At 70.9% G+C, this 24,657-nt stretch carries 23 protein-coding genes; 17 read left to right on the top strand and 6 right to left on the bottom strand.

The window, feature by feature from the left end; genetic code table 11:
* The first annotated feature begins 81 nt into the window (after positions 1 to 81).
* Together AC3YNX_RS04445 and AC3YNX_RS04440 are read left to right on the top strand one after the other, a co-directional pair.
* Positions 82 to 492, top strand: a complete 411-nt coding sequence (locus tag AC3YNX_RS04445; RefSeq protein ID WP_164860714.1) for a DUF5318 family protein — start codon at positions 82 to 84, stop codon at positions 490 to 492.
* 130 nt (positions 493 to 622) lie between these two features.
* The gene (locus AC3YNX_RS04440; RefSeq protein WP_489994716.1) at positions 623 to 2,746 is read left to right on the top strand and encodes a transglycosylase domain-containing protein; all 2,124 of its coding nucleotides are present in this window, start codon (positions 623 to 625) and stop codon (positions 2,744 to 2,746) included.
* A gap of 111 nt (positions 2,747 to 2,857) precedes the next feature.
* Here AC3YNX_RS04440 and AC3YNX_RS04435 read toward each other — a convergent pair whose 3' ends face one another.
* Entirely contained in the window at positions 2,858 to 3,748 is an 891-nt protein-coding gene (locus AC3YNX_RS04435) for an SGNH/GDSL hydrolase family protein (protein ID WP_489994715.1), read from the bottom strand.
* Between the two features lie 194 nt (positions 3,749 to 3,942).
* On the opposite strand from AC3YNX_RS04435, the gene AC3YNX_RS04430 reads away from it, so the two are divergent.
* Positions 3,943 to 5,556 (top strand): glycosyltransferase family 87 protein, encoded by a 1,614-nt coding sequence (locus AC3YNX_RS04430; protein WP_489994714.1) that lies wholly within the window; start codon positions 3,943 to 3,945, stop codon positions 5,554 to 5,556.
* A gap of 24 nt (positions 5,557 to 5,580) precedes the next feature.
* On the opposite strand, the gene AC3YNX_RS04425 is transcribed toward AC3YNX_RS04430, so the two are convergent.
* Positions 5,581 to 6,351, bottom strand: coding sequence for a deoxyribonuclease IV (locus AC3YNX_RS04425; RefSeq protein WP_489994713.1), 771 nt, complete (start codon positions 6,349 to 6,351; stop codon positions 5,581 to 5,583).
* A gap of 195 nt (positions 6,352 to 6,546) precedes the next feature.
* Between AC3YNX_RS04425 and AC3YNX_RS04420 the strand changes: the two genes are divergently transcribed.
* From AC3YNX_RS04420 to dnaB, 6 genes are all read left to right on the top strand, one after another.
* Positions 6,547 to 7,545, top strand: a complete 999-nt coding sequence (locus tag AC3YNX_RS04420) for a hypothetical protein (protein WP_489994712.1) — start codon at positions 6,547 to 6,549, stop codon at positions 7,543 to 7,545.
* Between the two features lie 151 nt (positions 7,546 to 7,696).
* A complete protein-coding gene (rpsF, locus tag AC3YNX_RS04415) occupies positions 7,697 to 8,020 on the top strand; it encodes a 30S ribosomal protein S6 (protein ID WP_127784490.1) in 324 nt (107 codons plus the stop codon).
* Positions 8,021 to 8,067: 47 nt separating this feature from the next.
* On the top strand, positions 8,068 to 8,601 hold the full coding sequence (locus AC3YNX_RS04410) for a single-stranded DNA-binding protein (RefSeq protein ID WP_127784489.1): 534 nt from the start codon (positions 8,068 to 8,070) through the stop codon (positions 8,599 to 8,601).
* Positions 8,602 to 8,668: 67 nt separating this feature from the next.
* Positions 8,669 to 8,905 (top strand): 30S ribosomal protein S18, encoded by a 237-nt coding sequence (gene rpsR, locus AC3YNX_RS04405; protein ID WP_127784488.1) that lies wholly within the window; start codon positions 8,669 to 8,671, stop codon positions 8,903 to 8,905.
* Between the two features lie 14 nt (positions 8,906 to 8,919).
* The gene (rplI, locus tag AC3YNX_RS04400; protein ID WP_127784487.1) at positions 8,920 to 9,375 is read left to right on the top strand and encodes a 50S ribosomal protein L9; all 456 of its coding nucleotides are present in this window, start codon (positions 8,920 to 8,922) and stop codon (positions 9,373 to 9,375) included.
* A 541-nt stretch (positions 9,376 to 9,916) separates the two neighbouring features.
* Positions 9,917 to 11,308, top strand: a complete 1,392-nt coding sequence (gene dnaB / locus AC3YNX_RS04395) for a replicative DNA helicase (protein WP_127784486.1) — start codon at positions 9,917 to 9,919, stop codon at positions 11,306 to 11,308.
* 13 nt (positions 11,309 to 11,321) lie between these two features.
* Here dnaB and AC3YNX_RS04390 read toward each other — a convergent pair whose 3' ends face one another.
* Positions 11,322 to 12,023, bottom strand: a complete 702-nt coding sequence (locus tag AC3YNX_RS04390) for a FadR/GntR family transcriptional regulator (RefSeq protein WP_241249416.1) — start codon at positions 12,021 to 12,023, stop codon at positions 11,322 to 11,324.
* 274 nt (positions 12,024 to 12,297) lie between these two features.
* On the opposite strand from AC3YNX_RS04390, the gene AC3YNX_RS04385 reads away from it, so the two are divergent.
* The 5 genes from AC3YNX_RS04385 (at position 12,298) to uvrA (ending at position 19,017) form a co-directional block, all read left to right on the top strand.
* The gene (locus AC3YNX_RS04385; RefSeq protein ID WP_489994711.1) at positions 12,298 to 13,275 is read left to right on the top strand and encodes an ABC transporter substrate-binding protein; all 978 of its coding nucleotides are present in this window, start codon (positions 12,298 to 12,300) and stop codon (positions 13,273 to 13,275) included.
* Positions 13,276 to 13,297: 22 nt separating this feature from the next.
* A complete protein-coding gene (locus AC3YNX_RS04380; RefSeq protein WP_127784483.1) occupies positions 13,298 to 14,203 on the top strand; it encodes an ABC transporter permease in 906 nt (301 codons plus the stop codon).
* Between the two features lie 45 nt (positions 14,204 to 14,248).
* Positions 14,249 to 15,055, top strand: a complete 807-nt coding sequence (locus tag AC3YNX_RS04375) for an ABC transporter ATP-binding protein (RefSeq protein ID WP_127784482.1) — start codon at positions 14,249 to 14,251, stop codon at positions 15,053 to 15,055.
* A gap of 33 nt (positions 15,056 to 15,088) precedes the next feature.
* Complete coding sequence (locus AC3YNX_RS04370; RefSeq protein ID WP_489994710.1) at positions 15,089 to 16,381, top strand: amidohydrolase/deacetylase family metallohydrolase; 1,293 nt, start codon at positions 15,089 to 15,091, stop codon at positions 16,379 to 16,381.
* Between the two features lie 191 nt (positions 16,382 to 16,572).
* Positions 16,573 to 19,017 carry an excinuclease ABC subunit UvrA gene (uvrA, locus tag AC3YNX_RS04365; RefSeq protein WP_489994709.1) on the top strand — a complete coding sequence of 815 codons (2,445 nt, stop codon included), beginning with the start codon at positions 16,573 to 16,575 and terminating at the stop codon, positions 19,015 to 19,017.
* 39 nt (positions 19,018 to 19,056) lie between these two features.
* Here the strand turns inward: uvrA and AC3YNX_RS04360 are convergent, their stop codons facing one another.
* Complete coding sequence (locus AC3YNX_RS04360; RefSeq protein ID WP_489994708.1) at positions 19,057 to 19,719, bottom strand: lipocalin family protein; 663 nt, start codon at positions 19,717 to 19,719, stop codon at positions 19,057 to 19,059.
* Between the two features lie 161 nt (positions 19,720 to 19,880).
* On the opposite strand from AC3YNX_RS04360, the gene AC3YNX_RS04355 reads away from it, so the two are divergent.
* Entirely contained in the window at positions 19,881 to 20,168 is a 288-nt protein-coding gene (locus tag AC3YNX_RS04355) for a putative quinol monooxygenase (RefSeq protein WP_127784478.1), read from the top strand.
* Between the two features lie 9 nt (positions 20,169 to 20,177).
* On the opposite strand, the gene idi is transcribed toward AC3YNX_RS04355, so the two are convergent.
* Entirely contained in the window at positions 20,178 to 20,735 is a 558-nt protein-coding gene (idi, locus tag AC3YNX_RS04350) for an isopentenyl-diphosphate Delta-isomerase (protein WP_127784477.1), read from the bottom strand.
* Positions 20,736 to 20,781: 46 nt separating this feature from the next.
* Here idi and AC3YNX_RS04345 point away from each other — a divergent pair, with 46 nt between their 5' ends.
* Complete coding sequence (locus tag AC3YNX_RS04345; RefSeq protein WP_489994707.1) at positions 20,782 to 22,191, top strand: cryptochrome/photolyase family protein; 1,410 nt, start codon at positions 20,782 to 20,784, stop codon at positions 22,189 to 22,191.
* 35 nt (positions 22,192 to 22,226) lie between these two features.
* On the top strand, positions 22,227 to 22,862 hold the full coding sequence (locus AC3YNX_RS04340; RefSeq protein ID WP_127784476.1) for an alpha-ketoglutarate-dependent dioxygenase AlkB: 636 nt from the start codon (positions 22,227 to 22,229) through the stop codon (positions 22,860 to 22,862).
* A gap of 28 nt (positions 22,863 to 22,890) precedes the next feature.
* On the opposite strand, the gene AC3YNX_RS04335 is transcribed toward AC3YNX_RS04340, so the two are convergent.
* Positions 22,891 to 24,489 (bottom strand): hypothetical protein, encoded by a 1,599-nt coding sequence (locus AC3YNX_RS04335; protein WP_127784475.1) that lies wholly within the window; start codon positions 24,487 to 24,489, stop codon positions 22,891 to 22,893.
* Between the last annotated feature and the right edge of the window lie 168 nt (positions 24,490 to 24,657).

Here is a 24,657-nt window from a genome sequence, read left to right as displayed (position 1 = left end):
GACGGGCGTGTGTGGGCCCGGTGCCGGGTGCACATCCGTCCTCAACCCGGCAAACGCCGCACGTACCCTGATCACGTGTGGATGCAGCGACAGGTGGTGGACTACGCGCTGCAGCGCCGCGCCCTGCTCGCCGACCTGCACTCCGGCCGCACCGACGTCGCCGACGTCTGCGACGCCCATCCGTGCCTGCTCCGGGCGGCGAAGTTCCACGGCCGCACCAGCAACGTGACGTGTCCGGTGTGCCGCAAGGAGCCCCTCACCCTGGTGTCGTGGGTGTGCGGGGAGCGCCTCGGAGCGGTGTCGGGCTCGGCGCGCAGCCCGGAGGAGCTGGTGCGGATGGCCACCACCCAGGACGAGTTCTCGGTGTACGTGGTCGAGGTGTGCCGCACGTGCAGCTGGAACCACCTCACCCAGTCCTACGTCCTCGGCGCACCGGCGGCCAGCCCGCCGACCGCCCGCCGCAGACGCTCCCGCAGGACCGCCAGTGAGTGACGCACCCCGACCTCGAGGCCCACGCAGAACCATGGAGAACCAGCACGTGACCGACACCCAACCCGCCAGATCCCGACGCAGGGACGGCGGACGGCCCCCTGGCTCCACCCGCTGGCGCACCGTGCGCAGGGTGGCCTACGGACTCGTCGGGCTGGCGATCATCGGCCCGATCGTGGCGTTCATGGTGGCCTACCTGCTGGTGGACGTGCCGCAGCCGTCCGACCTCAAGGCCAACCAGGTGGCCACCATCTACGCCCAGGACGGCAACAACCAGATCGCCCGGATCGTGCCGCCGGAGGGAAACCGCACCGACGTCACCATCGAGCAGATCCCCACCAGCACCCGCTTCGCCGTGCTGGCGGCCGAGGACCGCTCCTTCTACTCCAACCCCGGCTTCTCCATCACCGGCACCGCCCGGGCCGCGCTGAACAACGTGCGCGGCGGTGAGCGCCAGGGTGGCTCGACCATCACCCAGCAGTACGTGAAGAACGCCATGGTCGGCGACGAGCAGACGCTGGTCCGCAAGTTCCGCGAGCTGGTCATCTCCACCAAGCTGGCCCAGCAGACGTCCAAGGACGACATCCTCGCCGCCTACCTCAACACCATCTACTTCGGGCGCGGCTCCTACGGCATCGCCTCGGCCTCGCAGGCCTACTTCGGCAAGGAGAGCAACGCCCTCACCGTGGCCGAGGGCGCGGTGCTGGCCTCCACCATCCGCAGCCCCTCCGCGCTGGACCCCACCGACCACCCCGAGGCGGCCGAGCAGCGCTGGAGCCTGACCCTCGACGCGATGGTGCAGGAGGGCTGGCTCACCGCAGACGAGCGGGCCGCGCAGGTCTACCCCAAGGTCCTGCCCCCCGCCGACCCGGACATGACCAGCGGGACGCAGGGCCCCAGCGGGCTCATCGTCCGCCAGGTTCGCAGCGAGCTGGTCACGGCGGGCATCAGCGAGCAGCAGCTCAACACCGAGGGCCTGCAGATCACCACCACCATCGACCCCAAGGCGCAGCAGGCGGCGGAGGCCAGCGCGGCCAAGACGCTGGGCGGGCAGCCGCCCAACCTGCGCGCGGCGGTGGTCTCGGTGGACCCGCGCAGCGGCGCGGTGCGGGCCTACTACGGCGGTCCCAACGGCAGCGGGCTGGACTACGCCCAGTCCACCAGCCGCCCGCCCGGCTCCTCGTTCAAGGTCTTCGACGTCGCTGCCGCCCTGAAGAAGGGCATCTCGCTGAACAAGACCTACGACGGGTCCACCCCGCAAACCATCGCCGGGCAGAAGATCACCAACTCCGAGGGTGCCTCCTGTGGCCGGTGCACCCTGGCCACCGCGCTGAAGCTGTCGCTCAACACCGTCTTCTACCAGCTCACGGTGGACGTCGGTCCGCAGGCGGTGGCCGACGTCGCCCACGCCGCCGGCGTCCCGACGGTGTTCCCGGACACCAACCAGCGGACGCTGCAGGAGGCCGACGGCCCGCCCAACGCGGGCATCGGCCTGGGCTCCTACCCGGTGCGGCCGATCGACATGGCCGCCGCCTACGCGACGCTGGCCGACAACGGGATCCAGCACGACCCGTACTTCGTGCAGAAGGTGGTGACCGCCGACGGCAACGTGCTGCTGGACCGGGGTCTGCCGCAGGGCACCCGGGCCATCGACGACGCCATCGCCAAGAACGTCACCGCAGCCATGGAGCCGATCGCCGCGTACTCGCGCAACCACAACCTCGCCGGGGGACGGGAGTCCGCCGCGAAGACCGGCACCAACCAGCTGGGCGAGACCGGCAACAACCGGGACGCCTGGATGGTCGGCTTCACGCCCTCGCTGTCCACCGCGGTCTGGGTGGGCAGTGACGGCGACGACCCCATCAAGACCAGCGGGGGCGCCAACATCTACGGCTCAGGGCTGCCGTCGGACATCTGGAAGTCGACGATGGACGGGGCGCTGCAGGGCACGCCGCAGGAGCGGTTCCCCAACGCACCGGCCCTCAACGGCGGCTCGGGCGGGGTGCCCGCGGAGACCTCCTCGGCCACGCGCAGCACCGGCACCACCACGCGGCCGAGCACCACCACCTCCACCCCGGCGCCCACCACCACCGCGCCCACCACCACCCCGACGCCCACGCCCACCAGCACGGCGCCCACCACCACCCGGGCGCCGAGCAGCACCACCTCCGCGACCACGACGACCCCGCGGACGACGACCAGGACCGCGGCGCCGGGGCCCACCACCACGCTGCCGGCCGAGGCGGAGGACGACTAGCCGCACCACGGACCAGCACACGACGGGACCAGCACACGACGACGGGACCAGCGACGTGGCTGGTCCCGTCGTCGTCGTGGGTGCCGGGCAGCGCCCGGCGGCTGGTGCTGGCTAGCCGACCAGCGCGGGCTGGGGCTGGGTGCGGGGCAGCTGAGCTGCGAACGCGTCGGCGATCACCTGGTAGCCCGCCGGGTTGGCGTGGATGTCCGGTTCGTCGGTGCACATGTAGGTGAGGGTGCAGATCTGGTACACCGGCAGCGGCACCGGGCCGACCCCGGGCAGATCCCGCGCCTCCAGGAAGCGGTAGCTGTCGAAGGCGGCGGAGACGTCGGCCACGCGCACGCCGAAGCCGCTGTAGACCGCACCCTGCACGGAGTTCACCGCGTAGGAGAACAGCGAGGTGAGCGCAGCGGTGAAGACGCCGCTGCCCCCGTCGAGGTAGGACGCCAGGAACGGGTTGTAGTAGTTCATGCCCACGAAGACCGGGTGGGAGGTCACGGCCGCGACGTTGAGGTCCAGGACGATGCGGGGCAGGTTCTTGCTGATCGTCCCGAGGCCGTCCACGGCGCAGCGGATGTCGATGGAGCCGCCCTGCGCGCACTTCTGGACGTCGTTGGCGCCGATGTCGTTGGTGATGTAGCGGACCTGACCCGGGTGGTCGCGCAGGAAGGTCTTGGCTGCCTCCAGCTGGGAGACGGCACCGTCGTAGGTGCAGCGGCCGCCCTCGATCATGGTGGTCGTGGTCTCGCCGGTACAGCCGAGCTTGACCAGCTCCAGGGTGGGCTCGGTGACCTTCAGCTGGGCGTACAGCTTGTCGGCGTAGCCCTCCTCGGTGTCGCCCGCGGGCTGGCCGTCGTGCGCCGGCTGGTAGCCCACCGACAGCGAGTCGCCGAGGGAGAGCAGGTAGGTGGTCGGTTGCGGGGCTGCGGTTGCGGCGGCCTGGGAGGTGGCGGCGGCAACCAGGGCGACAGCCAGGGCTCCCGCGAGGCGGCGAATGTTCATGTGGTCCTTCGATCGTTCGGTGCGGCGGAGAGCCAGTGACCGGCGCCTCGCAGTGTGACTTCGGGTGCGGCGGAGCGCGAGTCGACTCCTGGAGAGTCTTACGCCTAGTAGTCCATTAAGTACAGAACGTGAGTGTTTGCCGCGAGCCGTCACCGGCGGCCGCCGGTCGCGACGGGCTGCGTAGGGTCGGGTCCGTGCCTGGTGACCCCCGCGGACGTGTCGCGCCTGCTCGCCTCGCCGACGACACCCGCGGGCTGCGGCTCGGCGTCGACCGGGTGGCGCCCACGCGCACCGATCCCCTCGTGGCGCAGGCCAGCGAGCTGGTCGGGGGACCGGTGGGCCGCCACGCGCTCGTCGGACGGGTGCGGTTCTTCACCCCGCTGCGGATCATCCTGCTGCTCGCGGTGGTGTTCCTCGCCCTGGGCTGGTTCGCCAAGGCGCCGTGCCTGCAGCAGACCGGCCCGGCCTCGGCCCTGCAGCTGGACTGGGGAAACGGCCGCCAGTACCTCGCGATGTGCTACTCCGACACGGTCCCGCTCTACGGCGCCGAGCACCTCGACGAGGGCGCCCTGCCCTACAAGAAGTCGTGGGTGGAGAACCCGGGCACCGACCAGGAGCAGGTTCGCCACATGGAGTACCCGGTGCTCACCGGGATGTACCAGTACGGCGCCATGCTGGTGGCCAAGAGCTGGTACGTGCTGGCCCAGCAGGGCGTGCTGCCCGGCGCGCTGGAGGTGGTCCTCTACTTCACCGTGGTCGCGCTGGGTCTGGCGCTGGCCTGGCTGGTGACGGTGTGGGCCACCGCCGTCGTCGCGCGCCGACGCATCTGGGACGCCGCGCTGGTGGCGGTGTCGCCGCTGGTCGCGGTGCACGCCTTCACCAACTTCGACGCGCTGGCCACGGCGGCGGCGGCGGCCGGGCTGCTGGCCTGGGCGCGCAGGCGGCCGGTGCTGGCCGGCGTGCTGCTCGGCCTGGGTGGGGCGGCCAAGCTGTACCCGCTGCTGCTGCTGGGCCCGCTGCTGCTGCTCTGCCTGCGCAGCGGTGACCTGGCCCGCTGGCGGCAGAGCCACTGGTGGCGCGCCCTGGGCGGGGCCGCGCTCGCCTGGGCGGCGGTGAACCTGCCGGTGGCGCTGCTGTACCCGGAGGGCTGGAAGGAGTTCTACCGGCTGAACTCGGTGCGCGGCGCCGACCCGGACTCGCTGTACAACGTGGTGCGCTCCTTCACCGGCTGGGCCGGCTTCGACGGACCGCTGGCGCACGGGCAACCCCCGAGCGTGCTCAACGCGGTCAGCCTGCTGCTCTTCGTCGCGGTCTGCGCCGGGGTGGGCTGGCTGGCGCTCACCGCGCCGCGGCGGCCGCGGGTGGCCCAGGTGTGCTTCCTGCTGGTGGCCGGCTTCCTGCTCACCAACAAGGTGTGGAGCCCGCAGTACTCGCTGTGGCTGGTGCCGCTGGCGGTGCTGGCCATCCCGCGCACCCGGCTGCTGCTGGGCTGGATGGCGCTGGACGCGCTGGTGTGGGCGCCGCGGATGTACTACTACCTGGGCACCACCAACCGGGGCCTGCCTGAGCAGTACTTCACCGGGGCGGTGGTGCTGCGCGACGTGGCCGTGCTGGCGCTGGTGGTGCTGGTGGTCCGGGAGATCTACCGACCGCAGCAGGACCTGGTGCGCGCCGACGGCATCGACGACGACCCGGTGGGCGGCGTGCTCGACCGCGCGCCGGACGAGCCCCCGCGGTGGTTGCCGCAGTGGCTGCGCCCCCGCTCGCCCGACCCCCGCCCAGTCCCGGCCCAGCCGCACCCGGTCTAGCCGGGCCCGGCCGCGCCAGTGGGCTCAGTCCAGCACGCTGTGCAGGTACTCCAGGTCGGCGGCCATGCCTGCGCTGGGCGTCTCCAGCACCACCGGCGCCTGTGCGGAGCGGCAGACCGCGGCGAGCACCTCCGGCTCGATGGAGCCGGCGGCGATGTTGGCGTGGCGGTCGCGGGCGGAGTTGAACTCGTCGCGGGAGTTGTTCAGGTGCACCAGGTCGATGCGGCCGGTGATGGCCCGCACCCGGTCCACCGCGTCCACCAGGTCCTCCCCGCCCGCCCAGGCGTGGCAGGTGTCCAGCACGAAGCCGGCGCCCAGGTCGCCGACGGCGTCCCAGAGCCGGGCGATGTCGTCGAAGCGCCGGGCCATGGCGTTGTCCCCGCCGGCGGTGTTCTCGATGAGCACCGGCACGGCGAAGCCCCCTGCGTCGTTCTGACGCTCGAACATCTTGCGCCAGTTGGCAAAACCCTCGGCGGGGTCCTCGCCCTCACGGACGTGCCCGCCGTGCACCACCAGCCCGAAGGCGCCGATGGCCGCAGCGGCCTCGGCCTGCTGGGTCACCGCCTTGCGGGAGGGGATGCGGATGCGGTTGTTCAGGCTGGCCACGTTGATGACGTAGGGGGCGTGCACCACCACCTGCACGTCGCTGGCCAGCAGCGCCTCGGCCTGCGGGTGCGGCGTGGGCTTGTGCCACTTCTGCGGGTCGGTGAGGAACAGCTGCACGACCTCGGCACCGAGCTCGGTGGCGGTACCGATGGGGTCGCTGTCGTTGCGGACGTGAGCACCTATGCGCATCGCCCCAGCGTAGGGTCCCTGTCCGCCAACGACCGTCACCGGCCCGGCACCCGGTCGTTAGACTCACGACAGCAGCTGTGCGGTGGGTCACCTACAGTTGCCCATGTGGGTGCGGTGCTCCGGTCACGGGGACGCCGCACCGTCGGGCGTGGTGCCGTACCGGGCGCAGCGCACGCGGGACGTGAGGAGCACGGCATGCGGGGACTTTCCAGGGCAGCAGCGGTCACCGGACTCGTGGGGGTGTGCGCCACGGGACTGTCCGTGCTGGGCGCAGGCACCGCCGCGGCCGCTCCCGCCGACGTCGCGGTGGAGAGCTGCACCGTGCCGGTGCAGGCCAACCCCGGCGACCGGCTGGTGGTCAGCGCCAAGACGCTGCTCGCGCCCCAGATGCAGGGCCTCAGCACCATCCCGCTGGTGGGTCCGGCCCTGGTGGACGCGCTCACCCCGGCGCTGAAGTCGCTGTCGCTGCCGCCCTTCGTCGTCTCCGCCGACCGCGCCCCGGTCACCGGCGCGCAGATCGCCGACGCACTGGTCGTCGCGATCCCGGCGATCCCGCCGCCCGCGGTCCAGCCGCTGCGCGACGCGATCAGCAGCGCCTGCACCCTCGCCGTGGTCCCGCCGGTGCCGGTGCAGACCCCTGAGGCCGTCCCCAGCGCCGCCGCGGTCGCCGCCGCTCCCGCCGCTGCCGGCCCGGTCCCCGGCGCGGTGGCCCCTGGCGCCGGCGTCGCACCGAACACCACCCAGACGGCCGGCTCCGCCTCCACCGCCGCACCGGCGGGGCAGAGCAGCTACGGCCGGGTGCCCCGCTACACCTACAACGACCTGACGGCCGTGCCCTCGGGCGGCGCCGGGTACACCGTCGGTGTCGCCCCGACCCTGCCGCCCAAGTCCCTCAGCGGCTACGGGCTGCCCGCGCTGCCCAGCCTGGGCGTGCCCGGCGCGGCGCAGGCCCCGGGCCTGCCCCCGCAGACCGACCTGCTCCGCCCCGGGGCCGGTGCGGCCACCAGCCAGGCCCAGCCCCCCGCGGTGCAGCCCGCCTCCTCGGCCAGCGTCGTCACGGCGATGCCCACCGTCCCCGCGGCCTCCACCAAGGTCCCCGCAGAAGCCGTCGTCGCGGCCCTGCTGCTCTCCCTCACCACGGCCGCCGTGGTGCGCACCTGGGTGCTGCGACGCACCGCGCCGCTGCCCGCCTGAGACACTCGCTCCAGCCAAACAGCCCCCTACCCAGCGATTTCGCTGGTCAGGGGGCTGTTTGCTACCCTTGCTCGGTTGCTGACGCAACGACCCTCCTGCCGCGGAACCGCCGCGGCCGAATTCACTAGTCCACAGGAGGTGCAGAGGTCCTATGCGTCATTACGAGCTCATGGTCATTCTCGACCCGAACCTGGACGAGCGCACAGTCGCTCCGTCCCTGGATACATTCCTCAACGTTGTTCGCAAGGACGGCGGCTCGGTCGAGAAGGTGGAGGTCTGGGGCAAGCGCAGGCTCGCCTACGAGATCCTCAAGCACGCCGAGGGCATCTACGCCGTCGTCGACATTGCCGCCGAGCCGGCCACCGTCACCGAGCTGGACCGTCAGCTCACCCTGAACGAGTCGGTGCTCCGTACCAAGGTGCTGCGGAACGAGCCCAAGAAGGTTCGACCGAAGGCAGTGCGCACCGAGAGCTGAGCCTCTCGCTCAGCGCTTGTGCCACTCCCACGACTCCAGGAGGACCCATGGCAGGCGAGACCAACTTGACGATCGTCGGCAATCTCACCGCCGACCCCGAGCTGCGCTTCACTCCCTCAGGTGCGGCGGTCGCCACCTTCACGGTGGCGTCCACCCCCCGCAAGTTCAACGCACAGACCAACCAGTGGGAAGACATGGACGCACTGTTCATGCGCTGCAACATCTGGCGTCAGGCTGCGGAGAACGTCGCTGAGTCACTGACGCGCGGTTCCCGGGTCATCGTCTCCGGACGACTGCGCCAGCGGTCGTTCGAGACGCGCGAGGGTGAGAAGCGGACCGTCGTGGAGCTCGAGGTCGACGAGGTCGGCCCGTCGCTGAAGTACGCGACGGCCAAGGTCAACAAGGTCAGCCGGGGTGGCGGCGGAGGCGGCGGCGGATTCAGCTCCGCACCGTCCGGCGGAGGCGGCGGCGCAGCCAACGACGACCCGTGGGGCTCCGCCCCGCAGACGGGCTCGTCCGTGGGCGGCGGCGGCGGTTTCGGTGGCGCGCGCGGCGGCTCGGACGACGAGCCTCCCTTCTGATCGACACGCAGGAATTACCCCGCCGCGTGCGGGGTCCCAGGTTTGAGATAGAGACCGGAGAAGATCCATGGCCAAGGCGCCAGTTCGCAAGGTGAAGAAGAAGGTGTGCACCTTCTGCAAGGAGCGCACCGCTCACATCGACTACAAGGACACGACGCTGCTGCGCAAGTACATCAGCGACCGCGGGAAGATCCGCGCGCGTCGGGTCACCGGCAACTGCACCCAGCACCAGCGGGACGTTGCCGTGGCCGTCAAGAACGCCCGTGAGGTAGCGCTGCTGCCCTACACGTCCACCGCACGCTGAGAGGGGGAACAACGATGAAGCTCATTCTCACCGCTGATGTTCCCAACCTCGGTGCCCCCGGCGACACCGTCGAGGTCAAGGACGGCTACGGCCGCAACTTCCTGATGCCCCGCGGACTGGCCATCAAGGCCACCCGGGGTGCCGAGAAGCAGGTCGAGAGCATCCGCCGCTCCCAGGAGGCTCGGGCCATTCGCGGCCTGGACCACGCCAACGAGGTCAAGGCCGCGATCGCGGGCCTGGACTCGGTCACCCTGCCGGTGCGTGCCGGCACCAAGGGCAAGCTGTTCGGCTCGGTCAGTGCCGGCGACGTCGCCGGTGCCGTCAAGGCCGCCGGTGGTCCCACGCTGGACAAGCGCACGATCGAGCTCCCCGCGTCGCACATCAAGACCGCGGGCAAGCACAGCGTGAAGGTGCACCTGCACCCCGAGGTGACGGCTGAGCTCGTCCTCGAGGTCACTGTCGCCAGCTGATCCACCCGCTCTGCAGAGCCCCCAGGCGATTGCTCGCCTGGGGGCTCTGCGCGCGTTGGGGGCGGTGCTCGGGCCCGACGGCAGTTAGCGCAGCGTAAAACTTGATCACCGTGTGCAGATGGCCTGGTCAGGCGTGCCTGTGGGTAACTCTGCCGTGCCGGACCGTTTCCGGAAGTCGACACGCCCGACCTGTCAACCCCCACGACACGCCGTGCCCAGAAGTAATCCACATCTGCCAACAGGCTGAAAACGGCGCTGACCTGCGGGTTGGGTGAGAACTTTCTTGTCTGTCCACAGGTTGTCCCCAGGGGGTGCACACCAACGCGCCCGCCCGTCCCCAACTTGTCCACAGGCGCGTGCACAGGGTCGATTGATGTTGTGTCTTCAGGCTCCTAACGTCTGCACGTCACCGCCACGGTGTGCACCGCCCAGCGCGGTGGCGCCGGCGTGAAGGCGACGTTCCTGACGGTGCGTCGCGGTAGGAATCCCTGCGGAAGTTCGCAGGGCTGAGCTCATGAGCAGAAGGTCAGGTGAGGTGCCCGTGGCGCTGGTTGATGATCGAGGACGGTCGCTGTCCTCGGCGCCACAGGAGTCGACGCCGTCGGAGGACTTCGGTCGGCAGCCGCCCCAGGACATGGCGGCCGAGCAGTCGGTGCTCGGCGGCATGCTGCTGAGCAAGGACGCCATCGCCGACGTGCTGGAGGTGCTCACCCCGGAGGACTTCTACCGGCCGGCCCACCAGTCCGTGTACGACTGCATCCTGGACCTGTACTCCCGGGGTGAGCCGGCCGACGCCGTGACCGTCTCGGCCGAGCTGGAGCGCCGCAACGAGCTGCGCCGGGTGGGCGGGGCCCCGTACCTGCACACCCTCATCGCCACCGTCCCCACCGCGGCCAACGCCGGCTTCTACGCCGCCATCGTGGCCGAGAAGGCGATCCTGCGGCGGCTGGTGCAGGCGGGCACACGCATCGTGCAGTACGGCTACGCGGGCGCTGACGGCCAGGACGTGGCCGAGGTCGTCGACCGCGCCCAGGCCGAGGTCTACTCCGTCACCGAGCGCAACACCAGCGAGGACTTCGTCCCGCTGGAGGAGCTGCTGCAGCCGACGATGGACGAGATCGACGCCATCGCCAGCCGGGGCGGGATGTCCAACGGCGTGCCCACCGGGTTCACCGAGTTCGACGCCATCACCAACGGCCTGCACCCGGGGCAGATGATCATCGTGGCCGCCCGCCCCGGTGTCGGAAAGTCCACGCTCGGCCTGGACTGGGTGCGCTCGTGCTCCATCAAGCACGGCATGCCCAGCGTGATCTTCAGCCTGGAGATGAGCCGCACCGAGATCGTGATGCGGCTGCTCTCCGCCGAGGCGCAGATCAAGCTGGGCGACATGCGCTCGGGCAAGATGACCGACAGCGACTGGACCCGGCTGGCCCGCCGGATGGGTGAGATCAGCGAGGCGCCGCTGTTCATCGACGACTCACCCAACCTCACCATGATGGAGATCCGCGCCAAGGCGCGGCGGCTGAAGCAGCGCCACGGCCTCAAGCTGGTGATCGTGGACTACCTGCAGCTGATGAGCTCGGGCAAGAAGGTGGAGTCCCGCCAGCAGGAGGTGAGTGAGTTCTCCCGCCACCTCAAGCTGCTGGCCAAGGAGCTCGAGGTGCCCGTGGTGGCCATCTCCCAGCTGAACCGTGGTCCCGAGCAGCGCACCGACAAGAAGCCGATGGTCTCCGACCTGCGCGAGTCCGGCTCGCTGGAGCAGGACGCGGACATGGTCATCCTGATCTACCGCCCGGACGCCTTCGAGCGCGACGACCCGCGGGCGGGCGAGGCCGACCTGATCCTGGGCAAGCACCGCAACGGCCCGCTGGCCACCATCACCGTGGCCCCGCAGCTGCACTACTCCCGCTTCGTGGACATGGCCCGCGGCTAGGGCTGGGGGGTGCTCAGGGGTGGTGCGGGGCAGCCAGCGCGCTGAGCTCGCGCACGTCCTGCAGGTGTCGGGTCATGGCCGCAGCTGCTCCCGGTCCGTCCTGGCTCAGCACCGCGGCGAAGATGGCCCGGTGGCCGTCGACGGAGATGCGTCGTCCCAGCGCCGTCCGGTGGGACAGCGCTCGGGTGGGCTCGGTCCAGGTCATCGTCATGGAGCACAGCGCCACCAGGAGCGGGTTCTGCGCTGCGTGCGCGAGCAGGCTGTGGAACTCGACGTCCAGCTGGATGGACGCCTCAGGCGTGAGGTCCGCCCCGGACCGGGTCAGCACGCTCTCCAGCGCCACGAGGTTGGACTCGACGGCGCGCAGGGCAGCCAGCTCGGCGATTCCCGGCTCCACCAGGTCCCGCACCTCGCTGGCGTTGCCGATCTGCACGTCCAGGTCGCTCAGGCTGTCGTAGAGCTGCGCCGTGCCTCGCGCGGGCTCGGCCACGATGCTGCCGCGACCTTGGTGGCGCTCCACCAGCTTCTTGGACTCGAGCTCGAACATCGCCTCCCGCAGCGACGGGCGGGAGACTCCCATCGTCGCGGCCAGCTCCCGCTCCGGAGGCAACCGGTCGCCCGGGCGCAGCTCTCCGCTGACGATGAGCCGCTCCAGGTGGGCGGCGACCTCTGCGCTCACGCTGTGGGTGCGACGCACCAGCGGAGGCACTGACACCGGGGTCATGGCAGGCGCCCTGCGTGAAGTGCCATGCGCACCATCCGTTCTCTGTGGTCTGACCAATCATTCCCTGGGCACCGGGTGCCGCGCAACCACCGAACAGCTGTGGGCGAAGCACGCCAGGGCGGTGGAACACCCAAACCGCGGCATTGCGGGCTGGTTAAACACCCGTTACGTTCGCCGGTTCCCCCTGTTCGGCAGTCCGGCCGAGCCATAACGTGCTCCGTGTCCGGTGGTCGGACCAATCGACGCCCGAGCAAAGGAACCTACGATGACCCGCACCCTCAGTCGCCTCCTGGTGGCCCTGATCGCCGTGCTTGCTCTGGGCTCGTCCTTGACCGCGTGCATCTCCTCACCCGGAGGTACCGCCGCCAGCGATCCGAACGCCGTGAAGGTGGGCACGCTGCGCGGCCAGCCGCACCTGTACCAGCCGTACTTCATGGAGCAGTTCGCCCCGGAGGGGACCAAGTACGAGATCGTCCTCTTCGACAGCTCGCCGGACATGAAGAACGCACTGGCCTCCGGCTCCATCGACTACGCCGTGATGGGTGCGCCGTCGGTGATCGCCGCGGTCGCCGCCGGGCAGGACCTGCGGATGGTGGCCTCGGCCGCGAACGGGGGCTCCGGCTTCGTCGGCAAGTCCGAGATCGCCTCGGTGAAGGACCTCAAGGGCAAGAAGATCGGCTTTCCCGCCGGTGCCTCGCAGGAGCTGCTGCTGCGCCTGACGCTGCAGGCCAACGGGCTCGACCCCAGCCGGGACGTGCAGCTGGTGAACCTCGCCTTCTCCGACATGGCCACCGCCTACAAGTCCGGCCAGATCGACGCGTTCCTCAGCGCGGAGACGGCGCCGTCCATCGTCATGCAGTCCGGGGCGAAGCAGATCACCTCGCCCTACGAGACCGCGATCGGCGGCGTGAACATCGTGTTCGCCACCACTGGCACCGTCACCGGCAAGGACCCGAAGCTGGCGCAGGCCGTCGTGGACAGCTTCACCAAGGCGGTGGACCACATGAACGCCAACCACGTTGCCTGGGTCGACGGGCTGGTCAGCACGTTCGGCCTGGACCGCACCGTCACCGAGACCGCGATCAAGAACATCACCCCCCGCTGGCAGCTGGACACCGCCTACCGCGCCCAGGTCGGCGCCCTGGCCGAGCAGATGGTCGCCTTCGACCAGCTCTCCGGGGTCCCGGACATGGCCAAGGTCTTCGACACCACGTTCGTGGACGCGATCCAGGCGGCGCGGTGACCCCGCCAGGACGGAGACGGACATGACCGCCTCCGGTGACCTGACCCCAGCCGCCCAGCTCGCCGCGACGGGGACCGCGCCCTCGCGACCGGCGGCCGCCACGGGAGCGCGCCGCGGCAGCGGGCTGCGTCGACGGCTGGCCGCCACGCTGTGGGCGCTGCCGGTGCCGCTGGTGCTGCTGCTGCTGTGGGACCAGGGGGTGAGCGGTGGGTGGACGCTGCCCTTCGGCATCCAGATGGAGTTCGTGCCCAGGCCCTACGACGTGGCCCGGCGGCTGGCGGACCTCGCGCTCGGCGGCGTCATCAACGACTCCTACAGTGGGGTGCTCTGGCTGCACCTGTACGCCAGCACGTTGCGGGTGGTGCAGGGCTTCCTCATCGCCGTGGTGATCGCGGTGCCGCTGGGCATCGTGATGGGCCGCTCCCGGGTGGTCTACCGGATGCTCGAGCCGACCATCAACCTCGTCCGTCCCATCCCCGTGACGGCCTGGGCGCCGCTCGCCCTGCTCATCATCGGCTTCGGCGACCGCTCGACCATCTTCCTGGTCTTCCTCGCCTCCGTGTTCTCCGTGCTGCTCAACACCATCTCCGGAGTGCAGGCGATTCCCGAACGGCTCTTCGAGGCCGCGGCGATGCTGGGCACCCGGCCGGTGCAGACGCTGTACAAGGTGGTGCTGCCTGCCGCGATCCCCAGCATCATCGGGGGGATGCGCATCGCGCTGGGCCTGGGCTGGGTGATTCTCGTGGTCGGCGAGACCGTGGGCATCAGCACCGGGTTGGGCGCGCTCATCACCCAGGCCCGCGAACAGTCACGCACCGACCTCATCGTCGCCGTGATGATCGTCATCGGACTGGCCGGGTTCCTGGCCGACCGCCTCCTCGTCCTGCTCGTGCGGCTGGCCAGCGGCCGCCGTCCGCTCGTGCCCTAAGTCCGGGCTCGCCCCCCGCACCCCACCCCTCCAGGGAGAAGACCCATGAAGATCTACTCCACCCGCCGTCGGCGCAACCCACCTGCTGGCATCACCATCACCGGTCTCGACAAGCGCTACGCCGGCGCGGACGACTACGCCGTCTCCGGGGTGAACCTCGACATCGGTACCGGGGAGCTGGTGTGCGTCATCGGCGCCAGTGGATGCGGGAAGTCCACCCTGCTGCGGATCCTGGCCGGCTTCGAGTCCGCCACGAACGGGACGGTGAGCGTCGGCGGTGAGGTGGTGACGGGGCCGGGCCCCGAGCGTGGGGTGGTCTTCCAGGACTATGGGCTGTTCCCCTGGCTCACCGTGGCAGAGAACGTCGCCTACGGGCCCAAGCAGGCACGGATGCCCCGAGCGGACGTCAAGGCGACCACCACGCGCTCCATCGAGGCGGTCGGGCTGACCCGGGTGGAGAAGTGGTTCCCGCACCAGCTCTCCGGTGGCATGCAGCAGCGCGTCGCCATCGCCAGGGTGCTGGCCAACCAGCCGTCGGTGCTGCTGATGGACGAGCCGTTCGGTGCGCTCGACGCCTTGACCCGCACGACCATGCAGACCGAGCTCACGCGCATCCACAAGGAGGCCGGGGTGACCATCGTCTTCGTCACCCACAGCATCGAGGAGGCGGTCTACCTGGCCGACCGGGTGGTGGTGATGGCAGGCGGGTCCTCGCACGGGAACTCCGGGTACGTGCGCGAGGTCGTGGAGATCGACCTGCCGGGCAAGCGGGACGTGACCTCGCCGAAGTTCAACGACTACAAGCGCACCCTCGACGCGCTGGTCCACCAGGGCAACCACGCTGCGGCCTGACCAGCCCGACACCACATGTCAGGAGAGCGACAGATGCCCCTCACCGATGAGCACAGCGCCGGTCCGTACGACACCGTGCTGCTCGGCGGCCACGTCATCAGCCCAGCCTCGGGGCTGGACGCGGTGCTCGACGTCGGGATCCGCGGCGGTCGCATCGCCGCGATCGGCGCCGACCTGGCAGGGGTGGCGGCCACCGAGGTTGCCGACGTCCGCGGCACGCTGGTGCTGCCTGGCCTGATCGACACCCACGCGCACGTGTTCGAGCACGTCTCGGGCCGGTTCGGCCTCAACCCGGACGTGGTGGGCGTGCGCTCCGGGGTGACCACCGTGGTCGACCAGGGCGGACCGTCGTGCATGACGTTGCCGGGCTTCCGGCACTTCATCGCCGAGCCTGCGCAGACGCGGGTGCTGGCGTTCCTGTCGGCCTACCTCGTCGGAGGGCTGGAGGGGCACCTCTACGACCAGCTGTACAGCCCGACGGGCGTCAACGTGCAGGCCACGGTGGCGTCGGCGGCAGCCAACCTCGACCTGGTGCGCGGGATCAAGGCCCACGCCGAGATCGGTGGCTTCGCCCGCTGGGGCATCGAGGTGATCGAGCTGGCCGCGGACATCGCCCACCAGGTGGGGCTGCCCCTGTACGTGCACTTCGGCCAGCTGTGGGGACTGCCCGCGAGCGGGGCCAACGGGGAGGACGCGGACACCATCGTGGAGCGGGTCATTCCGCTGCTCAGGGAGGGTGACGTGCTGGCCCATCCCTTCACCCGGCACCCCGGCGGCTTCGTCAACCGCGACGGCGAGGTGCACTCCGTCATCCGGGCGGCGCTGGATCGGGGGCTGAAGATCGACGTGGGTCACGGCAGCCACTTCTCCTACCGCCTGGCGGCCAAGGCCCTGGGGGCCGGGATCGTCCCGCACACCCTGGGCGCGGACATGCACGGCTACAACACCGAGGTTCCAGCCCCGGCCGGGACCCCCGTGGAGCACCCGGACGAGGAGAACCACCCGTTCCTGGGTCAGGCCCGGTTCAGCCTGACCCAGGCGATGAGCTCGATGCTGGCGCTCGGGCTGTCACTGCACCAGGTGGTCGAGATGGTCACGGCCAACCCGGCGGCGATGCTCGGCATGAGCGACCAGCTGGGATCGCTCGCCGTGGGCAGGGGCGCCGACATCACCGTGCTCCGCGACGAGCGTGGCTCGTTCCGCCTGCAGGACAACGACGGCACCGTGGTGACCACCGACCGGTTGCTGCAGCCGATGTTCTGCCTGCGTGACGGAGTGCGCGTGGACGCCGACTCGCCGATCCTGCCGCAGGCCGTCCCGGCATGAACGCGGAGCCGGCCTTGACCAGCTGCTGGGCGGGGTTCGGCAGCTAGCCACGTCGCCCTTGGGGAAGAAGGCGACGGCGATGGCGTTGGGCAGCTGTCCACGTTCAATCTCACAGCGATCAAGGTGCGCGACCGTCCGCAAGCGGTTACACACAGGGTGTGCACCCAGACCCGAGCGATCCTTTCGTCCACGTGCGCGGAGCCAGCGAGCACAACCTCAAGAACATCGACGTCGACCTGCCCCGCGACGCGCTGGTCGTCTTCACCGGCGTCTCCGGCTCCGGCAAGTCCTCCCTGGCCTTTGGCACGCTCTACGCCGAGGCGCAGCGCCGCTACTTCGAGTCGGTGGCGCCCTACGCACGTCGGCTGCTCCAGCAGGTCGGCGCCCCGCACGTGCAGGAGATCACCGGTCTGCCGCCGGCGGTGGCGCTGCAGCAGCGGCGTGGTGCCCCCAGCGCCCGCTCGACGGTGGGCACGCTGACCACGCTGTCGAACCTGGTGCGGATGCTCTACTCGCGCGCCGGCACCTATCCGGACGGTGCCTCGCGGCTGGAGGCGGAGGCGTTCTCGCCGAACACCGCAGCGGGGGCCTGCCCGCGCTGCCACGGGCTGGGGGTGGAGCACGACGTCAGCGAGGAGCTGATGGTCCCGGACACCTCGCTCAGCATCCGTGAGGGCGCGATCGCCGCCTGGCCCGGTGCCTGGCAGGGCGCCAACCTGCGCAGCATCGTGGCCGGTCTGGGGATCGACGTCGACGCCCCCTGGCACACGCTGAGCGCGAAGGACCGCAACTGGCTGCTCTTCACCGACGAGCAGCCCAAGGTTCTGATCAAGCCCGAGCGCGACCGCATCGACCACGGCTACTACGGGCTGTTCTGGAGTGCTCGCGCACACGTGCACCACGTGCTGGCCACCTCCAAGAGCCAGATGATGCGGGACAAGGCGCTGCGCTTCGTCCGCAGCGTCGAGTGCTCGGCCTGCCATGGTGCCGGGCTGCGGGCGGAGTCGTTGGCGGTGACCTTCGCGGGGATGACCATCGCGCAGACCAACGCGTTGTCGTTCAGCGAGCTGGTCGCGCTGCTGCGCCCGGTGGCCGAGCTCACCGAGGTTGCCGCGGCGACCTCCTCGGCCAGCTCGGGGGAGGGCACCGAGGTCGCGGTGCGCATCTGCGCCGACCTGGTGGCCCGGGTGCAGGTGCTGCTCGAGCTGGGGCTGGGCTACCTCTCGCTGGGGCGCAGCTCCACCACGCTCTCACCCGGTGAGGCACAGCGGCTGCGCATCGCCACGCAGCTGCGCTCCGGCCTCTTCGGGGTGGTCTACGTCCTCGACGAGCCCTCCGCGGGCCTGCACCCCGCCGACGCCGAGCCGCTGCTGGACGTGCTCGACGCGCTCAAGGGCTCGGGCAACTCCCTGTTCGTCGTCGAGCACGACCTCGACGTGGTGCGCCGCGCCGACTGGATCGTCGACATCGGCCCAGAGGCCGGCGAGCGCGGGGGGCACGTGCTCTACTCCGGGCCGGTGGCAGGCTTGGAGCACGTCGAGGGGTCGATCACCGGAAAGCACCTCTTCGGCCGTGCGGAGCCACTTCAGCGTCCCCAGCGCACGCCCCACGGGTGGCTGCGCCTGCATGGGGTCAGCCGGCACAACCTGCAGGACCTCTCCGTCGACGTGCCGCTGTGCGTGCTCACCGCCGTGACCGGGGTGTCCGGCTCGGGCAAGTCGACGCTGGTCAGCCAGGTGCTCGCCGAGCTGGTGCGCCGCCGCCTCGGCCAGGCCCCCGACGAGGAGGGCAGCGAGCTCGAGGTCGACGTCGACGACGCCATCGGCCTGGAGTCCTTCGATCGGCTCGTGTGCGTCGACCAACGCCCGATCGGGCGCACGCCGCGCTCCAACCTGGCGACCTACACGGGCCTCTTCGACGCGGTGCGCAAGCTGTACGCGGCGACCCCGGAGGCGCGCAAGCGTGGCTATGGCGCCAGCCGCTTCTCCTTCAACGTTGCCGAGGGTCGCTGCAAGACCTGCCAGGGAGAGGGCTTCGTCTCCGTCGAGCTGCTCTTCCTGCCCGGGACCTATGCGCCGTGCCCCACCTGCCACGGCGCGCGCTACAACGACGAGACTCTCGAGATCGACCACCGCGGCAAGAACATCGCGGACGTGCTGGCGCTCTCCGTCGACGAGGCGGTCGAGTTCCTGGCCGACGTGCCCGCTGCCGCGCGCAGCCTGACCACGCTGAGCGAGGTCGGGCTGGGCTACCTGCGCCTGGGCCAGCCGGCGACCGAGCTCAGCGGTGGTGAGGCCCAGCGAATCAAGCTGGCGACCGAGCTGCAGCGTGCCCGCCGCGGGCACGCGCTGTACCTGCTCGACGAGCCCACCGCGGGCCTGCACCCCGCCGACACCACCCTGCTCCTCCGCCTGCTGCACCGGTTGGTGGACGCAGGCAACACCGTGGTGCTCGTCGAGCACGACCTCGACACGATCGCCAGCGCCGACTGGGTCATCGATCTCGGCCCCGGCGGTGGGGACCAGGGCGGGTGCGTGGTGGCCGCAGGCACTCCGGAGACGGTGGCCCGGGCCGAGGGCAGCGCCACGGCGCCGTACCTGCTCACCCGGCTCGCGGCCCACGAGGCTGACCGGTAGCCGGCGGCCCGAATCGGCGCGGGGCCAGACCCTCTGCGGTCAGCGGCCGGACGGGTCCAGCCTGCACAGCGGCTGCGCGGTCTGCAGGCCCCCGGTGGTCACCGTGGTGTTCAGCCGGCACGGGTCGAAGCCGGCGTCGCTCACCGCGGCGAGCACGGTGCGCCACTGCGCCTCGTCCAGGGCGGGGGTGCGCGACAGGACGAACCCGGTGCTGCGGTCGGGCGAGCCCACCAGCGCCCAGGTGTAGTCCTCGTCGAGGGTGTCGGGGCTGTGGGCGGCCACCACGTAGTTGGTGCCGCCCAGGAACACCGGCTGGTTGAACGCAGCCAGGAAGGTCACCTGCAGGGCTCCGGTGGTCACCGGGTCGCTCACCCGTGCGGTGCCCTCGATGGGCACCGGGATGCCGAACGGTCCGGCGCAGCGGTTCTGCACGCGCACGGTGCCGTCGTCGTTGAGGCTGTAGCGCGCCTGGGTGTCGCGGACGCAGAAGACGTCGAAGAACGCGGGGATGGACGCCAGCTGGTTCCAGGTGCCCAGGTAGCGGGACAGGTCCGTGGGCACCGGTTGCAGCGGCCCGGGCGCCTGGGTCTGCGCTGGAGCCGGGGCCGCGGCGGCGGTGGCGAGGCCGCCGCTCAGCACGGCGCCGAGCGTGGCGGTAGTGAGGGTGGCGGCGGTGAGCGCCCGCCGGATCTGTGCACGCATGGTCGGCCTCCAGGTCAGTGTCCGGCAGAGTCACCTGGTCTTCGCCGCACCCGCGCCCCCCGGTTCGCCGGGCAGTGGTTGACGCCCCCTGCGTGGTCGGCTGTACTCCGAGCGTCTGCTTGTGTCCCTGCGCCACTCGACGTTCGCCGAAGGAACCGCCCATGCTTGCCGTCATCGCCACCCTCACCGTCCGCGAAGGAACGGGTCCCGACTTCGAGGCCGCCATTGCCGCGCTGGGGGTGCAGGTGCGGGAGAACGAGCCGGGCAACCTGCTCTACCAGCTCACCCGGTCCAAGACCGAGCCGAACGTCTACAAGATGCTCGAGCTCTACGCCGACGGCGCCGCCGCCAAGGCGCACGGGGAGTCCGCGCACTTCAAGGAGGGCGGCAAGGTGATGGCCGGGTTCCTGGCGGCCGCGCCCGAGCTGGAGTACCTTGACGCGCTCTGACCGGGCCGGTCAGTCCTGCAGGTAGTCGCGCACCACGGCACGCTGGCGCAGCTGGGAGATCTGGGTCTGGCTCCACGCCGAGAACTCCGCGGCGCGTCGGGCGACCTCGCTGGGCAGCTCCTCCCAGCTGAGCCACACCCAGTCGTTGACCTCGTCCGGGCGGGGCTGCGGGGTGTCGCCGGTGCGAGCGAGGTACACCGGGCAGATCTCGTTCTCCACCACGCCCTGGAACTCGGCGCGGTAGCGGAAGTCCGGCAGCGCCGGGCGGATGTCGGTGACGGTGATGCCCAGCTCGTGCTCGGCCCGGCGGCGGATGGCGTCGACGTCGTCCTCGCCGGGCGCCGGGTGCCCGCACACGGTGTTGGTCCACACCCCGGGGAAGGTGGACTTGTCCAGGGCGCGCTGGGTGAGCAGCACCTGTCCGTGCGGACCGAAGACGTAGCAGGAGAACGCCCGGTGCAGCGGGGTGTGCGCGGTGTGCACCTCGCTCTTGGGCATGGTGCCGATCTCGTGGCCGGACTCGTCGAGCAGGACCACGAGCTCGACGGCGGCGGGGGCGTGACTCACGGAACCAGGGTAGAGAAGTTGCCTCCCAGCAGCACACTTGCGATCTTTGGCACCGCCAGCAACCCTGGCCCCGGTGCAGCGCAGCGTGGACCAGGACGAGACGGCGATCGTGTGGTTTCGCCGGGACCTGCGCCTGGGTGACCTGCCGACGCTGAGCGCGGCCGCGGCCACCGCCCGCTCCTCGGTGGCGCTGTTCGTGCTGGACGACGCGTTGCTGGGTCCCGCCGGTGCCCCGCGCACCACCTTCCTCTACCGCTGCCTGCGTGAGCTGGACGCGGCGTTGCAGGGTCGGCTGCTGCTGGTGCGTGGCGACCCGGTGCAGGTGGTGCCCGAGGTGGCCAGGCAGGTGCAGGCGCGCACCGTGCACGTCAGCGCCGACTTCGGCCCCTACGGCCGCCGCCGGGACGACGCGGTGCGCGATGCGCTGGGCGAGACCGAGCTGGTCACCACCGGCTCGCCCTACGCGGTGGCGCCCGGCCGGGTGACCAAGCCCGACGGCACGCCCTACCGGGTGTTCACCCCGTTCCGGCGGGCCTGGGCCGAGCACGGCTGGCGCCCGCCGGCGCAGACCTCGGCCGCCACGGTGAGCTGGCTGGACCCGCCCCCGGTTGCTTCGCGGTGCGCCGTCCCGGCGGACGTGGACCTGGGCGCACTCGAGCTCCCGGACCCCGGTGAGGCGGCAGCGCTGGCCCGGTGGGAGCAGTTCCGCACCGAGGACCTGCCTGGCTACGCCACCGACCGCGACCGGCCCGACCGCGACGTCACCAGCCGGATGTCGGCGTACCTGAAGTGGGGCTGCGTGCACCCGCGGACGCTGCTGCACACCCTGGCGAGCGACCACGGCGAGGGCGCCACCACGTTCCAGACCGAGCTGGCCTGGCGGGACTTCTACGCCGACGTGCTGCACCACCGGCCGGACTCCGCCCGGCGCAGCTACGACCGGCGCTTCGACGCGCTGGGCTACGACAGCGGCCCGGACGCCGAGCGGGCCTTCGCCGCCTGGCGGGAGGGACGCACCGGCTTTCCCATCGTGGACGCCGGGATGCGTCAGCTGCGCCACGAGGGGTGGATGCACAACCGGCTGCGGATGATCGTCGCGTCCTTCCTCACCAAGGACCTGCACCTGCCCTGGTGGTGGGGCGCGCGGCACTTCATGGACCACCTGGTGGACGGCGACCTGGCCAACAACCAGCACGGCTGGCAGTGGACGGCCGGCACCGGCACCGACGCCTCCCCCTACTTCCGGGTGTTCAACCCGGTGACGCAGGGACAGAAGGTGGACCCCGACGGCGACTACGTGCGCCGGTGGGTGCCGGAGCTGCGGGGCGTGCCCGGCAAGGCGGTGCACACCCTGCCCGACGGACCCCCGTCCGGCTACCCCGAGCCACTGGTGGACCACGCCCACGAGCGGCAGGTGGCGCTGCAGCGGTACGGCGCGGTCACCGGCAAGAACTAGAACACATGTTCGACTGGTTCTGCTACCGTGGATCCATGGCAGGTGCGCTGCAGTCGTCGCTGTTCGACGTCGCCGACGAGGGCCCGGTGCTCGGCGAGCTGGGTGCCGCGGTGCAGCGCCGCCAGCTCAGCCACGGCGCCTGGGTGGACGTGCTGCCCGGCTGGCTCACCGGCTCCGAGGCGGTGTTCGACCGGTTGGTGGACGGGGTGCCCTGGCGGGCGGAGCGCCGACAGATGTACGACCGGGTGGTCGACGTGCCCCGGCTGGTCTGCTTCTACCGCGACGGCGACCGGCTGCCCGACCCACTGCTGGTGCAGGCCCGCCGACGCCTGGACGCCCACTACGGTCCGGAGCTGGGCGAGCCGTTCACCACCGCGGGCCTGTGCTTCTACCGCGACGGCGCCGACAGCGTGGCCTGGCACGGCGACCGGGTGGGGCGTGGCCGCAGCACCGACACCATGGTCGCCATCCTGTCCCTCGGCGCCGATCGGCCGCTGCTGCTGCGGCCCACCGAGGGCGGTGGACCCACGCTGCGGTACTCGCTGGGCCACGGCGACCTGCTGGTGATGGGCGGCAGCTGCCAGCGCACCTGGGAGCACGCCGTGCCCAAGTCGACCCGGCCGACGGGCCCGCGGATCAGCGTGCAGTACCGCCCCGCGCACGTCCGCTGATCCACGAGCCCGCCGAAGAACCCGGGCGTCAGCCGAAGACCACCACCGCCATCACGGTGGCCACCACCAGGCCGCTCATCACCGGGATGAAGCACTTGCGGGCCAGCTCCACCGCGGGCACCCGGACGAAGCCGGCCACCGCCAGCAGCGAGGACCACGCGACCAGGGTGCCGCCGCCGGACCAGATGTTGCCCATCTGTCCGATGGCCGCCAGCGTCGGGCTGCTCACCCCGGAGGTCTCCCCGAGCGAGCCGGCCAGCGACCCGGTGAGCGGCAGGCCGGAGAAGCCGGAGCCCTCCAGGCCAGCGACCAGGCCGACCAGCAAGATGCCGAACGCGGTGATCATGGTGTTCTGCGGCAGGCTGTCCTGGGCGGAGAGCACCAGGTCGAACAGCAGCGACGGGCCCTGCGCGTCCTCGCCCAGGCTGAGGATCTGGGCGGAGAAGTCGCCGTTGCCGAGGAAGAAGAACCCAGCGATGGGCAGCACCACACCCATCGCCTTGAAGGCGAACACCAGTCCGTCCACGATGTGCTCAGCGGAGGCCTCCATAAACGTGCTGCGGTCGCGGACGAAGGCGGCGCCGAACACCATCAGCAGCGCGATGCCGCCGACCAGTGCCGCGGCGTCGCCGCCCTTGAGGTCGGTCACCGAGTCGGAGGCGCTGGCCAGCACCATGTAGATGATCAGCGCCAGGTATGCCGCCGGTACCAGCACCGCGAAGGCCTTGGCCGCCCATGGCTTGTCGACCGGGAGGATGCTGTGCCGCTCCGGTGGCATCGGCTCACCAGCCGGGGTGCCGCGCAGCGCCGGGCCGTGCCCGACCACCGGCGGCGGACCGCCGTGCCCGCCAGTACCGGCGCCGACCAGCTCTCGCCGCTCCACCGCTACCGCGGTAGACCCTTCCGCGAGCTCCTCAACCACCTCGGCGTCCGCGGTGGGCGCCCCACGCTCGGCGGTGGACTCCCACTCCTCCAGCAGCGCGTCGGAGGGCTTACGCATCTTGCGGATCTCCATGGCATAGCCGATGGCCAGCGCGACCGCCCCGACCACCAGCGACATGACGAAGGCCCGGTCCGCGACGACGGCCGGGTCCGCCCCAGCCGCGGTGGCCGACAGGCCCGGCGCCACGCCGATCACGTAGTCCGACGACAGCGCCATGCCCTGGCCCGCGATGGCGATGGTGAAGCCCGCGGCCAGCGGCCGCAGCCCGGCCCGAATGGCCACCGGCACCAGCACCGCGCCAATCAGCGGCACCGCGGGCGTCGGCCAGAAGAAGAGCGAGATGAAGTAAGTGACGATCACCAGAGTCCAGAATGCGAGGTGGCCGTTGCGCATCACGCCACGGAATGGCGCGACCATTTTCCGGTCGGCGCCCAGCCCCTCGAGGGCGCGCAGCATTGCCGTGACCATGGCGATGATGAGAAAGATGTTGAAGAGCGAGGTGGCGGCGACCAGGCTGGCGTTGAAGATCGCGGAGAGCCCGGTGGCCAGGCTCTTCGACCAGACCAGCGCGGTGAGGAAGGTGGCCACCACCGCGGGGACCACGATGTTCTTGCGCATGACCATGGTCGCGAGGATCACCACCACCCCGGCCAGGAACACCCAGTGAGCTGCTGTCAGTTGCATCGTCGTCTCCCGGGGAAGCCCAATGTGATATTGGCGAAACTCCCTGACTTGGCTAGGCCCGTCCATGAACGATGTGCACACCCGGGTGGCCCACAAATGTGCAGCGTGCCGTAGTCCCTGCTCATGTGGTGCTGCACGATGTTTCGCAGACGTAAAAACATTGCGGCC

It is taken from the genome of Rhodococcus sp. Z13_19A (assembly GCF_058133575.1).
The sequence above is the reverse complement of the archived record's forward strand: the minus strand, read 5'-3'. Positions and strand labels throughout refer to the sequence as shown.